Origin of the sequence: Methylobacterium sp. Leaf469 (assembly GCF_001424745.1) — a bacterium.
Classification (GTDB): domain Bacteria; phylum Pseudomonadota; class Alphaproteobacteria; order Rhizobiales; family Beijerinckiaceae; genus Methylobacterium.
The window spans coordinates 201,054-217,332 of record NZ_LMRE01000012.1 but is presented as its reverse complement, the minus strand read 5'-3'; the positions used below and the strand labels follow the sequence as shown (position 1 = coordinate 217,332).

Sequence of the window (16,279 nt, the reverse complement as noted above, 5' to 3'; positions counted from 1 at the left end):
AAAAGTTCGTCGGGACCGTAGCGCCAAGCCGGCTACCGAAGGGTGAACCGCCCTCAGCGCGGCGTCGGAGCGGTGCGGGTCGCCGTGTCCCGGCAGGGCCGGATCGCGGCGGGCTCCGGCCGGTCCGCGGCGGCGGGGGCCGCGAAGATCGCCAGGTAGCCGACGCCCCCGTCGAGAACCTGGAAGCCGGTCTCCCGGTAGCCCGCGGCGGCGAGTTCGCAGCGCAGCAGGGCCGGCGGCGTACCGTGGCGGGAGGGAATCGCATCGGCGTCGACGATGCCGACCCGGCCGCCGGGCTTCATCGCCGTCGCCAGATTGTGGAGCAGGCCGAAGGGCTGGGTGATCTCGTGGTACATGTGGACGAGAACCGCGGCATCCACGGAGCCCGGCGGCAGCCGGGGATCGTGCGCCTCGCCCCGCACCACCGTGACGTTGGGGAGCGCCGCCACGCGGCGTTCGAGGCCCGCGAGGTAATCCGGGGTCACGTCCTCGGCGAGCACGCGGCCCTGGGGGCCGACCCGCGTCGCCAGCCGCACGGTGTAGTAGCCGCTGCCCGCGCCGATATCCGCGACGGTCTGGCCCGGCCCGATCCCCATGAGGCGCGCGACCTGCCCGACCTCGTCGACCCGGTCGCGCTGCCCTTCCTGGGCCCAGAGCGGCGCGATGATCTCCGCCACCGGCCGGTCGGGTTTCGGGAAGGCGGCGGCCGGGAGACCCGGCGGCCCGAGGGGGTCGGCGGCGTGCGCCGGCAAGGGCAGAAGGCCGAGGAGAGCGGCGGCAAGCGGAGCGAGGCGCATCATGCCGGGACAACGGGTTCCGGTCTGCAAAAGTGCCCGCCCCGCGCGCGTTGACCCGCCGCCCCGCCCCGCGTCATGGAGCATCATGACTGAAGATAGCACGGCCTGGCGCGCCACCCTCCTCACCCTCTACCCCGAGATGTTTCCCGGGCCGCTTGGTCACTCCCTCTCGGGCGAAGCCCTGGCGCGGGGCACCTGGACCCTGGAGGCTCGCCAGATTCGCGAGCACGGCCTCGGCCGCCACCGCGCCGTGGACGACACCCCCGCCGGGGGCGGGGCCGGCATGGTGCTGCGCTGCGACGTGCTGGCGGCGGCCCTCGACGCGGCGGCCCCGGTGGACGATCCGCGCCCGCGCCTGCTCATGAGCCCGCGCGGAAAACCCCTGACTCAAGCCCGCGTTCGCGCCCTGAGCGCGGGGCCGGGCGTCGTCGTCGTCTGCGGTCGGTTCGAGGGCGTCGACGAGCGGGTCATCGCCGGACGCGGCCTGGAGGAGGTCTCCATCGGCGACTACATCCTGTCCGGCGGCGAAATCGCAGCCCTGACTTTGCTCGATGCCTGCGTGCGCCTGCTCCCCGGCGTCATGGGCAAGCTAGCCTCGGGCGTCGAGGAGAGCTTCGAGGGCGGGCGCCTCGAATACCCGCACTACACCCGGCCCCGGGACTGGGAGGGGCGAACCATCCCGGACGTGCTCACCGGCGGCAATCACGGTGCCATCGCGCGCTGGCGCGCCGAGGAGGCCCTCCGCCTCACCCGCGAACGCCGGCCGGACCTGCTCGACCCATCCGAGCGGTGAGACACAAGTCATGGTGGGGCGAATAAGCCGTTTGTAGGCTGCCTCAAACGGCTTTTATCGAAAGCCAACTGAGTTTCATAAAAAGAAACTTGCCCCGACGCCGCGCGCGGTTCACTGCTCCGGGCGGGCCACTCCTCCCCAACGAGGAGCTTTCATCTGTAAGGATGACCACCATGAGCCGACCCACCACGCGCCCCCGCGTGCCGAATTTCTCGTCCGGTCCTTGCACCAAGCGCCCCGGCTGGAGCCTCCAGGCCCTCGAAGGCGCCGCCCTCGGGCGCTCCCACCGCTCGGTGATCGGCAAGGCCAAGCTCAAGGAAGCCATCGACCTCACCCGCACCGTGCTGCAGGTGCCGGCCGATTACCGCATCGGCATCGTTCCGGCTTCCGACACCGGTGCCGTCGAGATGGCCATGTGGTCGATGCTGGGGACGCGCACCGTCGAGGTCGTGGCCTGGGAGGCGTTCGGCCTCGAATGGGTCACGGACGCCCTCAAGGAACTCAAGATCTCGCCGAAGGTCCATGTGGGGGATTACGGCATCCTGCCGGATCTGTCCGCCGTCGATACCCGGAACAACGACGTCATCTTCACCTGGAACGGCACCGCCGCCGGCGTCCGCGTGCCCGATGGCGACTGGATCGCGGCCGACCGCGAGGGCGTCACCATCTGCGACGCCACCTCGGCCGCCTTCGCCATGCCGCTCGCCTGGGACAAGCTCGATGTCGTGACCTTCTCCTGGCAGAAGGTCATGGGCGGCGAGGCCGCGCACGGCATGATCGTGCTCTCGCCCCGTGCCGTCGCGCGCATCGAGGGCAATACGCCGGCTTGGCCCGTGCCGAAGGTCTTCCGCATGGCCAAGGACGGCAAGCTCATCGAGGGCATCTTCAAGGGCGACACCATCAACACGCCCTCGATGCTGGCAGTGGAGGATTACCTCGACACGCTGAACTGGGCAAAGAGCATCGGCGGCCTCGAGGCGCTCTTCGCCCGTGCCGACGCCAACGCGAAGGTGGTCCACGACTGGGTCGCCCGCACCCCATGGATCGGCCATCTCGCCGCCGATGCCGCCACCTACACCAACACCGGCGTGTGCCTCGTGATCACCGATCCGGACGTGCTGGCGAAGGGTGAAAAGGCCGTCGAGGCCGTGGCCAAGGGGATCGCCGACACCCTCGACCGCGAGGGCATCGCCTACGACATCGGCGCCTATCGCGATGCCCCGGCGGGCCTGCGCATCTGGTGCGGTGGCACGGTGGAGGCCTCGGACCTCGAAGCGCTGATGCCGTGGCTCGACTGGGCGTTCGCCGCCGAGAAGGCGAAGCTCGCGCAGGCCGCGTAGGGCCGCCCCCCCTCTGCGGGGGAGGATGCCGGATTCGTACACCCGCACCGTCGCCGTTCTGAAGGCCCGAAGGGGTTCATGAAAGGCGCGACCGGCCCCCTCTCCTGGAAGGAGAGGGTTGGGGTGAGGTGTGCGAACCATCCGAAAAGGTCACACACCTCACCCTGTCCCTCTCCTGGAATGTGTGGGGGCCCGCGCTGCCCGCGATCCGTGTGAAAACGGTCGTCCGCAGGAAAGGGGCGAGGTGCCCTGCGCCAAACCCCAAAATCCCTTTTCCCAGAACCCGGAGGCCATCATGGCTGCTCCCAAGGTGCTCATTTCCGACGCTCTCTCCGATGCGGCCGTGCAGATCTTTCGCGACCGCGGCATCGACGTCGACTTCATTCCCGACCTCGGCAAGGACAAGGACGCCTTCACGGCGATCATCGGCCATTACGACGGGCTCGCCATCCGCTCGGCCTCCAAGGTCACCAGCAAGGTCATCGCCGAGGCGGGTCGCCTCAAGGTGATCGGCCGGGCCGGCATCGGCGTCGACAATGTCGACGTGGCGGCGGCGACCGCCCGCGGCATCATCGTGATGAACACGCCCTTCGGCAATTCCATCACGACGGCCGAGCACGCCATCGCGCTGATGTTCGCCCTGGCCCGCCAGCTGCCCCAGGCCGACGCCTCGACCCAGGCCGGCAAGTGGGAGAAGAACCGCTTCATGGGCGTGGAGCTGACGGCCAAGACCCTGGGCATCATCGGCTGCGGCAACATCGGGGCCATCGTGGCCGACCGGGCCATCGGCCTCAAGCTCAAGGTGGTGGCGTACGATCCCTACCTGTCGCCGGAGCGTGCCGTGGAGCTCGGCGTCGAGAAAGTCGAGCTCGACGCCCTGCTGGCCCGGGCCGACATCATCACCCTGCACGTGCCGATGACGGACAAGACCCGCAACATCCTGTCGGCCGAGGCCATCGCCAAGACCAAGCGCGGCGTGCGGATCGTCAACTGCGCACGCGGCGGCCTCGTCGACGAGGTCGCCCTGCGGGCCGCCCTCGATTCCGGTCATGTCGCCGGCGCGGCCCTCGACGTGTTCGTCACCGAACCCGCCAAGCAGAACCCGCTGTTCGGGCATCCGAACGTCATCTGCACGCCGCATCTCGGCGCCTCCACCAACGAGGCCCAGGAGAACGTCGCCCTGCAGGTGGCCGAGCAGATGTCCGACTACCTGCTCCAGGGCGCCATCACCAACGCCATCAACTTCCCCTCCATCTCAGCCGACGAGGCGCCGCGCCTGAAGCCGTTCGTGGCCCTCGCCGAAAAGCTCGGCTCGTTCCTCGGGCAGCTCACGGAGGCGCCGATCAAGGGCATCCGCATCACCTACGAGGGGGCGGTGGCCTCCATGAACACCCGTGCGCTGACCTCCGCCGCCATCACGGGCGTGCTGCGGCCGTTCCTGCAGGACATCAACATGGTGTCGGCCCCGGCGCTCGCCCGGGAGCGGGGGATCGTCGTCGACGAGATCAAGCGCGAGGGTGCGGTCACGGATTTCGAATCGGTGATCCGCATCACTGTCGACGCCGAGGACATGCCGCGCGACGCGGCCGGGACCGTGTTCCACGACGGCAAGCCCCGGGTGATCGAGATCCGCTCCATCGCCATCGACGCGGCCTTCGCGCGCCACATGCTCTACGTGCGCAATCACGACAAGCCGGGCTTCATCGGGCGGCTGGGCAGCATCCTGGGCGAAGCGAACGTCAACGTGGCGACGTTCAACCTTGGCCGCGAGGAGGAAGGTGGCAGCGCCATCTGCCTGTGCGCCGTGGATGCGCCGGTGTCGGATGCGGTGCTGAAGCAGATCGACGCGATCCCGCAGGTGCGCCGGGTTCGGGCCGTGAGTTTCTGAAACGGGCTCGGTGGACGCGCGGCGCCCGGGGCCACCCGGGCGTCGTGCGATCCCCCTCCCAGCCCGGCCGTACGGATCGGTGAAGCGCGGGTTACGTCCCTGCAAGGCGGGGCTTGATCACATCCGACAATGGCGGGCCGCCGCCGGAAACGCAGGGTTCGCGAAGCCGCGGCCTCGGACGGGCGTCAACGGTCGGGCGTCGGAAGTCCGGGCAGGGCGGCCAAGGCGGGATCGGAGATCGCCATCACTTTGAATAGGCTGCCCATGCCGCGCCGGGCCGGATCGGTGAGGCGCGAGACGGCTGCGGCGATCCGAACCGCCTGCTGCGGCGTTGCGCCGGCTCCCAGGCGCTCGGCACGCGCGCCGAGGCCAAGGGCCTGAAGGAAATCACGCTGGTCGACCGGTCCGTGCACCCGGGCGCCTTCGGCCGAGGCGGCCCGAGCCAGGGCGGAGAAATCCACGTGGGTGGTGAGGTCGGCTTCCCCCGGTGCCGCCAGGGGATCGACGAAGCGGTGCTGCGCCACCGCCTGGAGCGAATCGCCGAAGCCCGGCTGCGTATGGCCGTAATCAATGGACAGCAGGGCGCCCCGGTCGCGCACGAGGCGCCGGGCGAGGATGCGGACGGTGTCGAGGGCGGCGCCCGGCAGGGTGAGGATCACGCCGACAGGGGCTTGATGCACGATGCGCGGATCGGGCTCCGCGCCGAGCCCGAAGGCGAGGCGCTCCCCCTCGGGTGTCAGGCCGATGCAGCGCTCGAACCAGCCACGCTCCGTACGCTGGAACTGGTGCACCGGCAGGGCGTCGAAGAATTCGTTGGCCACCACCAGGGCGGGCCCCGGCGGCACGGTCTCCACCGTCTCGTGCCAGGTCGGCCGGACGGCGGCGAGACGTTCGGCCTGCGCCGCCCGCAACACCGGACTCGTCTCGACGAGGTGGAGGTGGGGGCGAAGATCCGGGGCGGCGCGGGCGAGGGCCCGGAGCGCGTCCTGCATCAGGGTGCCGCGCCCGGGGCCGAGTTCCACCAGTGCGAGGTCGCCGGGCGCGCCGAGGGCACCCCAGGTGGCGGCGATCCAGATGCCGACGAGTTCGCCGAACATCTGCGAGATTTCCGGCGCGGTGGTGAAATCCCCGGCCGCGCCGAGGGGATCGCGCGTGCGATAATAGCCATGGACCGGATGGCCGAGGCAGACGTCCATGTAGCGCGCCAGCGGCATCGGCCCCGTGGCGAGGATCTCGTCGCGCAGAATTGCGAAGAGCGGCGTCGTCACGTCGGATCGGTCCGGGCGGGATCGGGCCGCCTGGAAACGGATTCCCGCGGTGCGGTCACGCCACGGGCGGCGAGCAGAATGGTGGCGATGCCGACCAGCGCCATAGGCACGCAGAGCAGCATCCCCATGGTGATTCCGCCGGTGCGCCAGCCCTCGGTGCCGAAGAGGTAGCCGAGCTGCCGGTCGGGCTCGCGGAAGAATTCGCAGAACGTCCGGGCGAGGGCGTAGCCGAGGACGAAGATCCCGCTGAGAAGCCCCGGCCTGCGGAAGCCGAACACCCGTACCGCCACAGCCATCACCCCGAACAGCAGGGCGCCTTCCGTGGCCGCCTCGTAGAGCTGACTCGGGTGGCGGGGCAGGGGGCCGCCGGAGGGAAACACCACGGCATAATCGAAGTCCGGGGCGATACGGCCCCACAGCTCGCCGTTCACGAAATTCGCGATGCGGCCGAAGAACAGCCCGATGGGGACGGTGACGGCGGCGAGATCGAACAGTTTGAAGGGCGCGAGATTCCGCGAGCGCGCGAACAGACCCATGGCCAGCACCGCCCCGAGGAACCCGCCATGGAACGACATGCCGCCGTTGCGGATGGCGAGGATCTCCAGGGGGTCGTTCAGGTAGAGGGGCAGGTTGTAGAACAGCACGTAGCCGATGCGCCCGCCGAGTACGACGCCGAGCGCCACCCAGACGATGAGATCGTCGATGTCGTCGAGGCTCGGCCGTTTGCCGGCCCCCCAGAGCCGGTCGATGGCCACGAGCCGGCGGGCGTAGAACCAGCCGCCGAGCAGGCCCGCGATGTAGGATAGCGCGTACCACTTGATGGTGAGCGGCCCGATGGCCACCGCCACCGGATCGATGGCGGGAAACGGCAGGGCGAGGAGCGGTGGCATCGGCGGGCGTCCCGATCTGAGCGGCTCTCGCGGACCTCCCGCGGCCCCTCACGGGCCCGGATTGGGGCGGGTAGCCCCGAGGAGTTCCGCGAGGGACTCCGAAGCCGGGCATTGGACGCGTGGGGCCGGGCGCGTCAAGGCCGAGCCCTGCACGGGGCTCATGTGAGGTGGGGCAGCCTCAGCCCTCCGCGATGAGCAGGATTCCGTGCGCGTCGGGACCCGCGAGACCGATCACGCTGCCGTCGCGTGCGGCGTGAAGCGGAACGTGCGGCCAGTCGCGCGCGAGCCGGTCGCGAAGGGCCGGCAGGTCGCGGAGGCCGAAGCGGAGCCGGGAGGTGAACCGGTCGCGGGCCGTGAAGGGCCGGCGGGCGGCGGTGGGAACGGGCGCGCGGTAATGCATGAGTTCGACGTGCGGCACCGCCGCCGCGTCGGGCCGGAGCGCGATCACGTCGACCACGGGCTCGTCCAAGCCGTCGAGGGCGGCCTGCTCGTGCCCGCTGTTGCGGCTCAGTCCGTCGAGGTGCAGCCCGAGGGCGTCGCGGAAGAATGCGATGGCGGATTCCGCGTCCGCGACCGTGATGGCGGAATGATCGATGCCGCGAAACAGGCCGGGGGCTTCGGCCCAACGCCGGGCGCCCGCACCCTTCGGAAAGGCCAGGAGCTCCAGGGGATGTCCGTCGGGATCGCGAAACTTCCAGGCTGTGACGCCTCCGGAGGTGGGCGGCAGGCGCTGCGGACCGCCGCGCGAGATCGGCACGGGTGCGAAGGAGTCGAGGCGCGCGACGGCGCGGTTCATGTCCGCGACCACGATGGCGGCGTGCTGGAACCACGGATCGTTGGCCAGGGCACCGATGGGGTAGCGCTGACCGGGCGTATCGAAGGCCAGGAACTCGATGCTCTGGTCCCCAAGCCCTATACGCAACCGCCCCCCGCTGGCCTCCGGAAGGCCGAGCGCATCCAGTACGGCGCTCGGGATGCGTTCGACCGGGCCGAGGCGGCGGAAATCGAGCCCGTCGCGGTAGAACGCCTCCGTTCGGGCGAGATCCGCCACCGTGCGACTGAGGCCGAGGAGACGGGTGACGCGGGGCCTCACAGCAGGCGCGCTCCGCGCTGGTTGAGGTAGATCGCTTGGAGGCGCTGGCCGGCGCAGAGGAACAGGCGCGACCGTTCGCGACCGCCGAAGGCGAGGTTGGCGACGGGGCCGGGCGTCAGGATCTTGCCGAGCAGGGCGCCGGACGGGTCGATGCAGTGGACGCCGTCGCCGGCGCTCGACCACAGGTTCCCGTCCGTATCGCAACGGAACCCATCGGCGAAGCCGGGCTCGACCGTATGGAACACCCGCCCGCCGGAGAGGCTGCCGCCTGCGCCGACCACGAACACCCGCAGGTGCCGCGTCGGCGCATCGGCGAATTGCAGGCCGCTTTCGGCGATGTACAGCCGGGTCTCGTCGGGCGAGAAGCACAGGCCGTTCGGCCCTTCGAAATCGTCGGCCACGATGGTGAGGTCGCCCGTTGTCGGGTCGAGGCGGTAGACCCGTGCCGGCAGTTCGGAGACCTGCTTGCCGCCCTCGTAATCCGTCTGGATGCCGTAGGGCGGATCGGTGAACCAGATCGTCCCGTCGGACCGGCAGACGATGTCGTTGGGCGAATTCAGGCGCCGTCCCTCGTACCGGTCGGCCAGCATCGTGACGGTGCCGTCGAGTTCGGTCCGGGTGATGCAGCGCCCGCGGTGCGAGCACGACAGCAGCCGCCCCTCGCGGTCGCGGGCATGCCCGTTCTCGAAGCCGCTCGGCGCGCGGAAGACGCTGAGGCCGCCGTGCTCGCTCCAGCGCATCACCCGGTCGTTGGGCAGGTCACTGAACAGGAGTTCGTCCCGGTCGCCGAACCAGACCGGGCCCTCGCACCAGCGAAACCCTTCCGCGAGGGTCTCCAACGGAGCGTTCGGCAGCACGAAGGCGCGAAAGCGCGGGTCGTGGATCTCGAAGCCGTCCATGGCGACCCCCTCAGGTGAAGCGGCCGGGCTGGTTCACCGTGGGGGACACGTCGAGGCCGACCACCATCATGGTGCAGGGTTCGTCGCCCACGGTGCCGGAGAGATGTCCCTTGCGGCCGTCATGCGCCACGGTGTTCTGATCTTCGCCGAACATGAGGTCGCCCGGCCCCATCTCGACCCGGTGCCCGTCCATGGTCTCGACGAACCAGCGCCCCGTCAGGACGGCGATCCACTGGGGCTTCGGGTTCTCGTGCCATTCGCCGACCCAGCCGACGGGGAGCACCGTGAAGGTGACGCCCGCCTTGGTCGGGTCCTGCTTGTCGTTCCATTGCGGCGCCACATCCGGGCCGACACCCTGGAACCGGAAGTTCGAGAGGGTGAACCGCTCCTGGCGGCTGATCCCCTCCGGGTCGGTGAAGACGTGCCAATAGGGCATGGTCGGCGTCGTTCCGGTCATGGCGTCGTTCCGGTCATGGCGTCGTTCCGGTCATGGCGGGTTTCCTGTCTCAGGGTCGGGCTGGTGCGGCTGGTATACGGATCTCCGCCGCTTGCGGGCCGCTCGAGAAGGGATGGTGCGCGACCTGCGAGGCCGGGGCGTAGCCGCCGATCACCACGAGCAGCAGACCGCCGACGAGGCCGAAATTCTTGAAGAAGTCCCAGAAATGGGCGCGCCCTTCGCCGTCCCGCGACCAGAAGCCGGGGAACTCCCAGAAGCGGTGGAACAGCACGGCCGTCACGCCGCAGAAGCCGGCGAGTAGAAAGGCGCCGGCCCGGTCGTACCAGCCGATCACGATCATCACCGGCGTCATCGTCTCGACGAGGATGCCAAGCACGAGGAGCAGCGCCGGAAACGGCAGGGGGCCGGAGGCGGCCTGGGCCAACGCCTCGTCCCAGTGAACCACCTTGTCGTAAGCGCTCAGGGGAAACATGCAGACGAGGCAGATCTTGGCGAGCAGCGGCACCGCCACGAGATCGAGCCAGGTCATCGGCCGGTATCCGCTGCGTCGGACGCAGGGTTCACAGCGAACGCAGCGATCATCGGAGCCTCGTGCGGTGTTGCAGGGCACGAGCGTGCCCTGCCCGCTTCCAACGCCACTCCGTCCGTACGGTTGCGCCCACGCGCGTCATTGTGTGCACCGCAGCGCGGAACGGGGCGGACGGGTTCACGTTGGCCGTCTCGAACGTCCGGCGGATCGTTCGGCACGGCTGCCCAGCCCAGGATCGACCCATGTCCCAGGATCGTTACGACGTCATCGTGATCGGCAGTGGTCCCGGCGGCGGCTCCCTCACGGCGGCCCTGGCGCCGACGGGAAAACGCATCCTCCTCCTCGAGCGCGGCGACTACCTGCCTCGCTCGCAGGCGAACTGGAGCGCCAAGACCGTGTTCGTGGACGGTGCCTATCAGGCCAAGGAAACGTGGTACGGCGGCGATGGGCGGGCCTTCAGTCCGGCACTGCACTACTACGTGGGCGGCAACTCGAAGGTGTACGGCGCGGCCCTCCTCAGGATGCGCGAGCGCGATTTCGAGGCTGTGCGCCACGTCGATGGTGTCTCACCGGCCTGGCCGCTCGGCTACGACGTGTTCGAGCCGTACTACACCCGGGCCGAGCGCCTGTTCGCCGTCCATGGCAATCGGGGCGAGGACCCGGGGGAGCCCTGGGCGAGCGCACCCTACGATCACCCCGCCGTCTCCCACGAGCCGCGCATCCAGCGGCTTTCGGACGACTGGGCCCGGCACGGCCTGCACCCATTCCACCTACCGCTGGGCATCAAGCTCGACGAGCGGAACGGCCGGCCGACCCCGACGAGCACCTGCATCCGCTGCGACGCCTTCGACGGGTTCCCCTGCCTTCTCAACGGCAAGGCCGACGCTCAGGTGATGACCGTCGATCCGACGCTGGCCGCGTACCCGAACGTCACCCTCCTCACCAACGCCTACGTGTCGCGTCTCGAAACCGATGCGTCGGGCCGCCGGGTGACCTCCGTCCACGTCACCCGAAGCGGCGAAGAGGAGCGCTACAGCGCCGACATCGTCGTGGTGGCGTGCGGAGCCCTTTCGTCGGCCCTGCTGCTCCTGCGCTCGCATTCCGACGCGCATCCGAACGGTCTCGCCAACGGATCGGATCAGGTCGGGCGCAACTACATGCGCCACAACATGTCGGTGCTGATGGCGCTGTCGAAGGAGCCCAACGACACGGTCTTCCAGAAAACGCTGGCGGTGTCGGACTACTACTTCGAATCGAAGGCCTGGGAGTATCCGATGGGTCTGATCCAGATGTGCGCCAAGACGCATCCCGATCAGATCCGCGGCGAGGAATTCCCGAAATGGACGGGCTTCCTGCCCGAGGCGCCCTTCGCCATGGTGGCGCGCCATTCCATGGACTTCTGGCTCCAGAGCGAGGACCTGCCGCACCCCGACAACCGGGTGAGCCTCGGAGCGGACGGTCGGGTGATCCTCGACGTGACGGAGACCAACCGCGAAGCCCACGACCGCCTGCGCGACACCCTGGAGGGCCTGCTCCAACCGGCCGGTGCCTACACCTACCTGTTCGAGCGCTCGCTCTACCTCGGCAAGAACATTCCCCTGAGCGGCACCGCCCATCAGGCCGGGACCCTGCGCTTCGGCACCGATCCCCAAACCTCGGTGCTGAACCTCGATTGCCGGGCGCACGAGGTCGACAATCTCTACGTCACCGATGCGAGCTTCTTTCCGTCCATCGGCGCGGTGAACCCGACCCTCACCATCGTGGCGAACGCGCTCCGGGTGGCGGCGCACCTTGAGGAACGTCTGGGCTGAAAGCGGAAGCGCCCGGGGCGAACCCCGGGCGATTCTCCGCGTCGTAAGCCGGTCCGGGCGCTCAGGCGGCCCTGACGGTGGCGAGGAATCCGTCCACTTCGGCCCGCAGGCTCTCTGACTGGCGCGATAGATCGGCGGAGGCGCGCTGGACCTGTGCGGCGGAGGCGCCCGCTTCCTCGGCGGAGGTCGCCACCGCGGCGATGTCCTGCGTCATCGCCCCCGTGCCGGCCGAGGCCTGCCCCATGTTGCGGACGATCTCCTGGGTGGTCACGCCCTGTTCCTCGACGGCCGCCGCGATGCTGCCCGTGACCTGGCTCATCCCCTCGATGCGTCCGACGATGCCCTGGATCGCGCCGGCGGCCTCCCCGGTGGCAGCCTGGATCGCCTCCACCTGCTGGCCGATCTCCGTGGTGGCGCGCGCGGTCTGCTCCGCCAGATTCTTGACCTCCGCGGCGACCACGGCGAAGCCGCGGCCGGCCTCGCCGGCGCGTGCCGCCTCGATGGTGGCGTTCAGGGCCAGCAGGTTGGTCTGCCCGGCGATCTGGGAGACCATCCCGACGACGTCGCCGATGCGCGCGGCGGCCGTCGAGAGCCGGCGCATGGTGTCGGCGGTGCGGCCCGCCTCGTCCACGGCCTTGCGCGACATGTCGGCGGCCTGCTCGACCTGGCGGCCGATCTCGCCGACGGTCGCACCGAGCTCCTCCGCCGCCGTCGCGACGGCGTTGACGTTCCCGGCCGTCTCGTTGGCGGTCGCCGCGACGGTGACGGAGCGCTGCGCGGTTCCGGCCACGGCGGTGATCATGCTGTCCGACGCGGCATTGAGGCCGGAAGCCGCCTGCGACACCGTCTCGACGATCCGTCCCACGGAGCGCTCGAAGCCGTCGGCGAGCTCGGCGAGCAGCGCGCGGCGATCGGTCTCCTCCCGCATCCGCGCGGCGGCGGTGGTCTCGAGCTGGCGGGCGGCGTCCTCCAGGGAGATGTCGCGGATGGTGACGACGGCCCGGGCGATGCCGCCGATCTCGTCGGCGCGTCCGCTGCCCGGCACGTCGGCCAGGGTTTCGCGGCGGGCGAGGGCGTCGAGGGCACGGGTGAGGGCGCCGAGGGGACGGACGATGCCCCGGGCGAACAGGAGACCGAGGAGGGCGGTGAGCACCAGGACGCCGAGGGCGGTCAGCGCGAGGGCGCGGGTGAGGGTGCCGACGGCGCCGAGGATCTCGGTGTCGGATTGCGCCGCGACCAGGGTCCAGGGGGCGCCCATCACCGAAACCCGTGCCGTTGCCGCCATCCGGTCACCATCGGCGGTGGCATAGGTGAAGGGACGGTCGGTGTTGAGGAGCGCTGGGCTCAGGCCGAGACCGGCCGCTTCCATTCCAGCCGATATCTTGCCAGCCGATATCTTGCCAGCCGAGACCTTGCCGGCCGATCCGGCGCCCGCTTGGGCGACACCCAGGGGCGGGTTGCTGCGCAGGCGACCGTCGGTGCCGACCGCCACGACCTCTCCGGTGTCGCCGAGACCGCCGCGGTCGGACAGGGTCCGGTCGAACAGGGCAGGCGTGACGCGCATCACCACGAAGCCCATGCGGGTCGCCGCCTGGCCCGTGCCCATGGCGACGTTGGCCCGGCGCGTGATGGATTGCCCGAGGAACGCCGACGGTCCGGCTTCGGCCGGATAGGCGGCGAAATCCTCGTAGAGCGTCGCCGTCGCATCCGCGCCCTTCAGGCGTTCGATCAGGCGGGCGAGCCCGGTCTTGGCGAGGTCGGCTTCGGACAGGGCATGGGCGAAGTCGGCACCCTTCGTGGTGGTGTAGACGATGCGCCCGTCCTCCGAGACGAAGATCAGGTCGGCGTAGCCGCGCCGCTCGATGAGCTTGCGCGCCACCTCCTGCACCTTGGCGTGCCGGCGCGCGTACATCGTGCCCGCCGCTTCGGCATTCAGGCGATCCTCGAGCTTGGTCGGGGACGTGTAGGCCTGCACGACGGCGGCGAACTCGGCCTTCGCCGGATCGAGGGCCTCGACGAGATCCGTGAAGTTGCCACCGACCTGCGGATTGGCCGCCGTGGTGGCGAGATCGCCGGCCGCGCGCTCGGCGACGAGTTCGATCCCGATCTTGCGCGCCGTCGCGGCGAGCTGGAGCCGGTCCTGCGCCCCTTCCATGAGGCCGGAGCGAGCGAAGTACCAGCTCAGCCCGCCCATCGCCGTGGCGCTGACGAGGGCGAGCCCGACCGTGATGGCCGGCAGGCGGATCTTGAGGCTGGAATAGGCGGACATTCGGGGGGCACCGGGGCGAGAACGCCTCGGTTTACCGGGCAATTTCTAAGGAAGACTTATCCCCGTCCTATGCCGGCAGCTAAAATCTATTGAGTTCGAATCATAACTCGATCACATCTGCCCTGCGAGATAAAATGCTTCCCACTACTGATCTGCGATAGAATTTCGTCGGTGTCCGACGTGGGACCGTACCCCGATGGCTCGATAGCCTGAACGTCTCCGCAACCGGACGAGGCATCTGCCCGCTCATGTGTGGTCGTCGAGGAACATCCGGTAGGCGGGGTTATCGGTCTCGTCGATGCATGGATAGCCTAGGGCCGCGATGGCCGCGTCGAAGCGAGCCCGTTCGGTCGGCGGCACATCGATCCCGGCGAGTACTCGGCCGTAATCGGCACCGTGGTTGCGGTAGTGGAACAGGGTGATGGCGAAGCCCTCGCCGAGACCGTCGAGAAACTTCATCAGGGCGCCCGGGCGCTCGGGGAACTGGAAGCGATAGAGCCGCTCGTCGGAAAGTCCGGTCGCCCGGCCGCCGACCATGTAGCGGATATGGACCTTAGCCATCTCGTTGTCGCTCATATCGAGGGCTCGGTAGCCGGCCGCCGAGAGCTCCGCGATGAGCGCGCGCTTCTCGACCGCGCCGCCAGGCAAGTTGATGCCGACGAAGATCTGCGCCTCGCTGCCGCGCGCATAGCGATAATTGAACTCCGTGATGGCGCGCGGACCGAGGGTTCCGATGAAGGCGCGGTAAGCGCCCTGCCGCTCGGGAATCGTCACGCCGAGCAAGACTTCGCGCTGTTCGCCGATCTCGGCGCGCTCGGCGATGTGGCGCAGGCGGTCGAAGTTGAGATTGGCACCGCTTGAGATCGCCACCAGGGTGCCGGTTCCGGCACCCTCGCGCGCCGCGTAGGCCTTGGCCCCGGCCAGTGCGAGCGCGCCCGACGGCTCGGAGATCGCACGGGTGTCGTCGAAGATGTCCTTCACCGCCGCGCACATGGCATCGGTGTCGACGGTGATGACGCCGTCGAGGTGTTCGCGGCAGAGGCGGAACGTTTCCTCGCCGGCCTGGCGCACGGCGACGCCGTCGGCGAATAGGCCGACGGTGGGCAGCATCACGCGTTCGTTCGCCGCGAGCGCCGCCGCCATGCAGGCGGCGTCGTCCGGCTCGACGCCGATCACCTTGGTCTCGGGCCGCAGGTATTTCACGAAGGTGGCGATTCCGGCGGCCAATCCACCGCCCCCGATGGGGACGAAGATCGCCTCGATGGGCCCGGAATGCTGGGTCAGGATCTCCATGCCGATGGTGCCCTGGCCGGCGATCACGTCGGGATCGTCGAACGGGTGCAGGAAGGTCAGGCCTTGCGCCACCTCCAGTTCACGGGCGTGGCCGAGGGCTTCGTCGAAGGCGTCGCCGAACAGGATCACTTCGGCGCCGCGCGCCCGGCAGGCATCGACCTTGATGGCCGGCGTGGTGCGCGGCATCACGATGACGGCCCGCACGTTCAGCCGCGCGGCGGCGAGCGCCACACCCTGCGCGTGGTTGCCGGCGGACGCGCAGACGACGCCGCGCGCCAGCACCTCGGCCGAGAGGCCCGACATCTTGTTGTAGGCCCCGCGCAGCTTGAACGAGAACACCGGCTGCAGGTCCTCGCGCTTGAGGAGGACCGGGCGCCCGAGGCGCGCGGACATGCGCGGCATCGGGTCGAGGGGGCTCTCGACGGCGACGTCGTAGATGCGGGCGGTGAGGATCTTTCGGATGTAGTCGGTCAAGGAGACGGGTGTCCGATTCGGGTGGGCGACGGTTCGGTTACCCGCACATAGGTCCGGCGCACGAAAGACGCGAGGCCGCTTCGCCGATCGGACCCCGGCCACCGTGCGGCTTACGGCTGCGCGTCGGCTCAGCTCACCCGCTCGAACAGGGCGGCGAGCCAGACGAGGGCCGCGACGGCCTGGGCCAGGAAAGCCCCGGCGGAGGCCAGATCCTTGACGATGCCGATCTTGGGGTGATGGCCGGGGTGGAGATGGTCGCAGAGCTTTTCGATGGCGGTGTTGAGGAACTCCGCCGCCAGCATGAGCAGGAGGCTCGCCACGAGAGCGACGCGGACCCAGAGGCCGGCGCCGACGAGGAACGCCAGTGGCAAACCCAGGAGCAGCAGGGCGAGTTCGAGGCGCACCGCCCGCTCCGTGCGGGCGCCGTGGGCGAGGCCGCGCCAGGAATTGAGGAAGGCGACGAGCAGCGCGCGCATGG

Annotated in this window: 14 protein-coding genes; 4 read left to right on the top strand and 10 right to left on the bottom strand. The window is 69.7% G+C overall.

Going from position 1 to position 16,279, the window contains the following annotated elements:
- Positions 1 to 53 precede the first annotated feature (53 nt).
- On the bottom strand, positions 54 to 800 hold the full coding sequence (locus tag ASG60_RS08830) for a methyltransferase domain-containing protein (protein ID WP_056385082.1): 747 nt from the start codon (positions 798 to 800) through the stop codon (positions 54 to 56).
- Positions 801 to 882: 82 nt separating this feature from the next.
- On the opposite strand from ASG60_RS08830, the gene trmD reads away from it, so the two are divergent.
- The 3 genes from trmD to serA all read left to right on the top strand — a co-directional run bounded on the left by trmD (position 883) and on the right by serA (position 4,818).
- A complete protein-coding gene (gene trmD, locus ASG60_RS08825) occupies positions 883 to 1,590 on the top strand; it encodes a tRNA (guanosine(37)-N1)-methyltransferase TrmD (RefSeq protein ID WP_056385080.1) in 708 nt (235 codons plus the stop codon).
- Between the two features lie 173 nt (positions 1,591 to 1,763).
- Positions 1,764 to 2,930, top strand: a complete 1,167-nt coding sequence (locus tag ASG60_RS08820) for a phosphoserine transaminase (RefSeq protein WP_082531692.1) — start codon at positions 1,764 to 1,766, stop codon at positions 2,928 to 2,930.
- 295 nt (positions 2,931 to 3,225) lie between these two features.
- A complete protein-coding gene (gene serA / locus ASG60_RS08815) occupies positions 3,226 to 4,818 on the top strand; it encodes a phosphoglycerate dehydrogenase (protein ID WP_056260635.1) in 1,593 nt (530 codons plus the stop codon).
- 185 nt (positions 4,819 to 5,003) lie between these two features.
- On the opposite strand, the gene ASG60_RS08810 is transcribed toward serA, so the two are convergent.
- From ASG60_RS08810 to ASG60_RS08785, 6 genes are all read right to left on the bottom strand, one after another.
- Positions 5,004 to 6,032: an SAM-dependent methyltransferase gene (locus tag ASG60_RS08810; RefSeq protein ID WP_056385287.1), complete on the bottom strand. Its 1,029-nt coding sequence runs from the start codon at positions 6,030 to 6,032 to the stop codon at positions 5,004 to 5,006.
- 50 nt (positions 6,033 to 6,082) lie between these two features.
- A complete protein-coding gene (gene lgt, locus ASG60_RS08805; RefSeq protein WP_056385076.1) occupies positions 6,083 to 6,976 on the bottom strand; it encodes a prolipoprotein diacylglyceryl transferase in 894 nt (297 codons plus the stop codon).
- Positions 6,977 to 7,154: 178 nt separating this feature from the next.
- Positions 7,155 to 8,069, bottom strand: coding sequence for a VOC family protein (locus tag ASG60_RS08800; RefSeq protein ID WP_056385074.1), 915 nt, complete (start codon positions 8,067 to 8,069; stop codon positions 7,155 to 7,157).
- Positions 8,066 to 8,968, bottom strand: a complete 903-nt coding sequence (locus ASG60_RS08795; RefSeq protein WP_056170070.1) for an SMP-30/gluconolactonase/LRE family protein — start codon at positions 8,966 to 8,968, stop codon at positions 8,066 to 8,068. Before ASG60_RS08795 ends, ASG60_RS08800 begins: the two co-directional genes overlap by 4 nt.
- 10 nt (positions 8,969 to 8,978) lie before the next feature.
- On the bottom strand, positions 8,979 to 9,425 hold the full coding sequence (locus ASG60_RS08790; protein ID WP_056170068.1) for a cupin domain-containing protein: 447 nt from the start codon (positions 9,423 to 9,425) through the stop codon (positions 8,979 to 8,981).
- A 49-nt stretch (positions 9,426 to 9,474) separates the two neighbouring features.
- Positions 9,475 to 9,954 (bottom strand): DoxX family protein, encoded by a 480-nt coding sequence (locus tag ASG60_RS08785; RefSeq protein WP_056385072.1) that lies wholly within the window; start codon positions 9,952 to 9,954, stop codon positions 9,475 to 9,477.
- A gap of 242 nt (positions 9,955 to 10,196) precedes the next feature.
- Here ASG60_RS08785 and ASG60_RS08780 point away from each other — a divergent pair, with 242 nt between their 5' ends.
- Positions 10,197 to 11,765, top strand: coding sequence for a GMC family oxidoreductase (locus ASG60_RS08780; RefSeq protein ID WP_056170060.1), 1,569 nt, complete (start codon positions 10,197 to 10,199; stop codon positions 11,763 to 11,765).
- A gap of 61 nt (positions 11,766 to 11,826) precedes the next feature.
- On the opposite strand, the gene ASG60_RS08775 is transcribed toward ASG60_RS08780, so the two are convergent.
- The 3 genes from ASG60_RS08775 to ASG60_RS08765 form a co-directional block, all read right to left on the bottom strand.
- On the bottom strand, positions 11,827 to 14,034 hold the full coding sequence (locus ASG60_RS08775) for a methyl-accepting chemotaxis protein (protein ID WP_056385070.1): 2,208 nt from the start codon (positions 14,032 to 14,034) through the stop codon (positions 11,827 to 11,829).
- Between the two features lie 246 nt (positions 14,035 to 14,280).
- Positions 14,281 to 15,801 (bottom strand): threonine ammonia-lyase, biosynthetic, encoded by a 1,521-nt coding sequence (gene ilvA / locus ASG60_RS08770; protein ID WP_056385067.1) that lies wholly within the window; start codon positions 15,799 to 15,801, stop codon positions 14,281 to 14,283.
- 128 nt (positions 15,802 to 15,929) lie between these two features.
- Positions 15,930 to 16,277, bottom strand: a complete 348-nt coding sequence (locus tag ASG60_RS08765; protein WP_056170050.1) for a diacylglycerol kinase — start codon at positions 16,275 to 16,277, stop codon at positions 15,930 to 15,932.
- Positions 16,278 to 16,279: the final 2 nt, after the last annotated feature.

What these genes read in the sequence shown, in the direction of transcription:
- ASG60_RS08830 (WP_056385082.1), bottom strand. Translation starts at nt 800, where the DNA reads ATGATGCGCCTCGCTCCGCTTGCCGCCGCTCTCCTCGGCCTTCTGCCC.
- trmD (WP_056385080.1), top strand. Translation starts at nt 883, where the DNA reads ATGACTGAAGATAGCACGGCCTGGCGCGCCACCCTCCTCACCCTCTAC.
- ASG60_RS08820 (WP_082531692.1), top strand. Translation starts at nt 1,764, where the DNA reads ATGAGCCGACCCACCACGCGCCCCCGCGTGCCGAATTTCTCGTCCGGT.
- serA (WP_056260635.1), top strand. Translation starts at nt 3,226, where the DNA reads ATGGCTGCTCCCAAGGTGCTCATTTCCGACGCTCTCTCCGATGCGGCC.
- ASG60_RS08810 (WP_056385287.1), bottom strand. Translation starts at nt 6,032, where the DNA reads ATGCCGCTGGCGCGCTACATGGACGTCTGCCTCGGCCATCCGGTCCAT.
- lgt (WP_056385076.1), bottom strand. Translation starts at nt 6,976, where the DNA reads ATGCCACCGCTCCTCGCCCTGCCGTTTCCCGCCATCGATCCGGTGGCG.
- ASG60_RS08795 (WP_056170070.1), bottom strand. Translation starts at nt 8,968, where the DNA reads ATGGACGGCTTCGAGATCCACGACCCGCGCTTTCGCGCCTTCGTGCTG.
- ASG60_RS08790 (WP_056170068.1), bottom strand. Translation starts at nt 9,425, where the DNA reads ATGACCGGAACGACGCCGACCATGCCCTATTGGCACGTCTTCACCGAC.
- ASG60_RS08785 (WP_056385072.1), bottom strand. Translation starts at nt 9,954, where the DNA reads ATGACCTGGCTCGATCTCGTGGCGGTGCCGCTGCTCGCCAAGATCTGC.
- ASG60_RS08780 (WP_056170060.1), top strand. Translation starts at nt 10,197, where the DNA reads ATGTCCCAGGATCGTTACGACGTCATCGTGATCGGCAGTGGTCCCGGC.
- ASG60_RS08775 (WP_056385070.1), bottom strand. Translation starts at nt 14,034, where the DNA reads ATGTCCGCCTATTCCAGCCTCAAGATCCGCCTGCCGGCCATCACGGTC.
- ASG60_RS08765 (WP_056170050.1), bottom strand. Translation starts at nt 16,277, where the DNA reads ATGCGCGCGCTGCTCGTCGCCTTCCTCAATTCCTGGCGCGGCCTCGCC.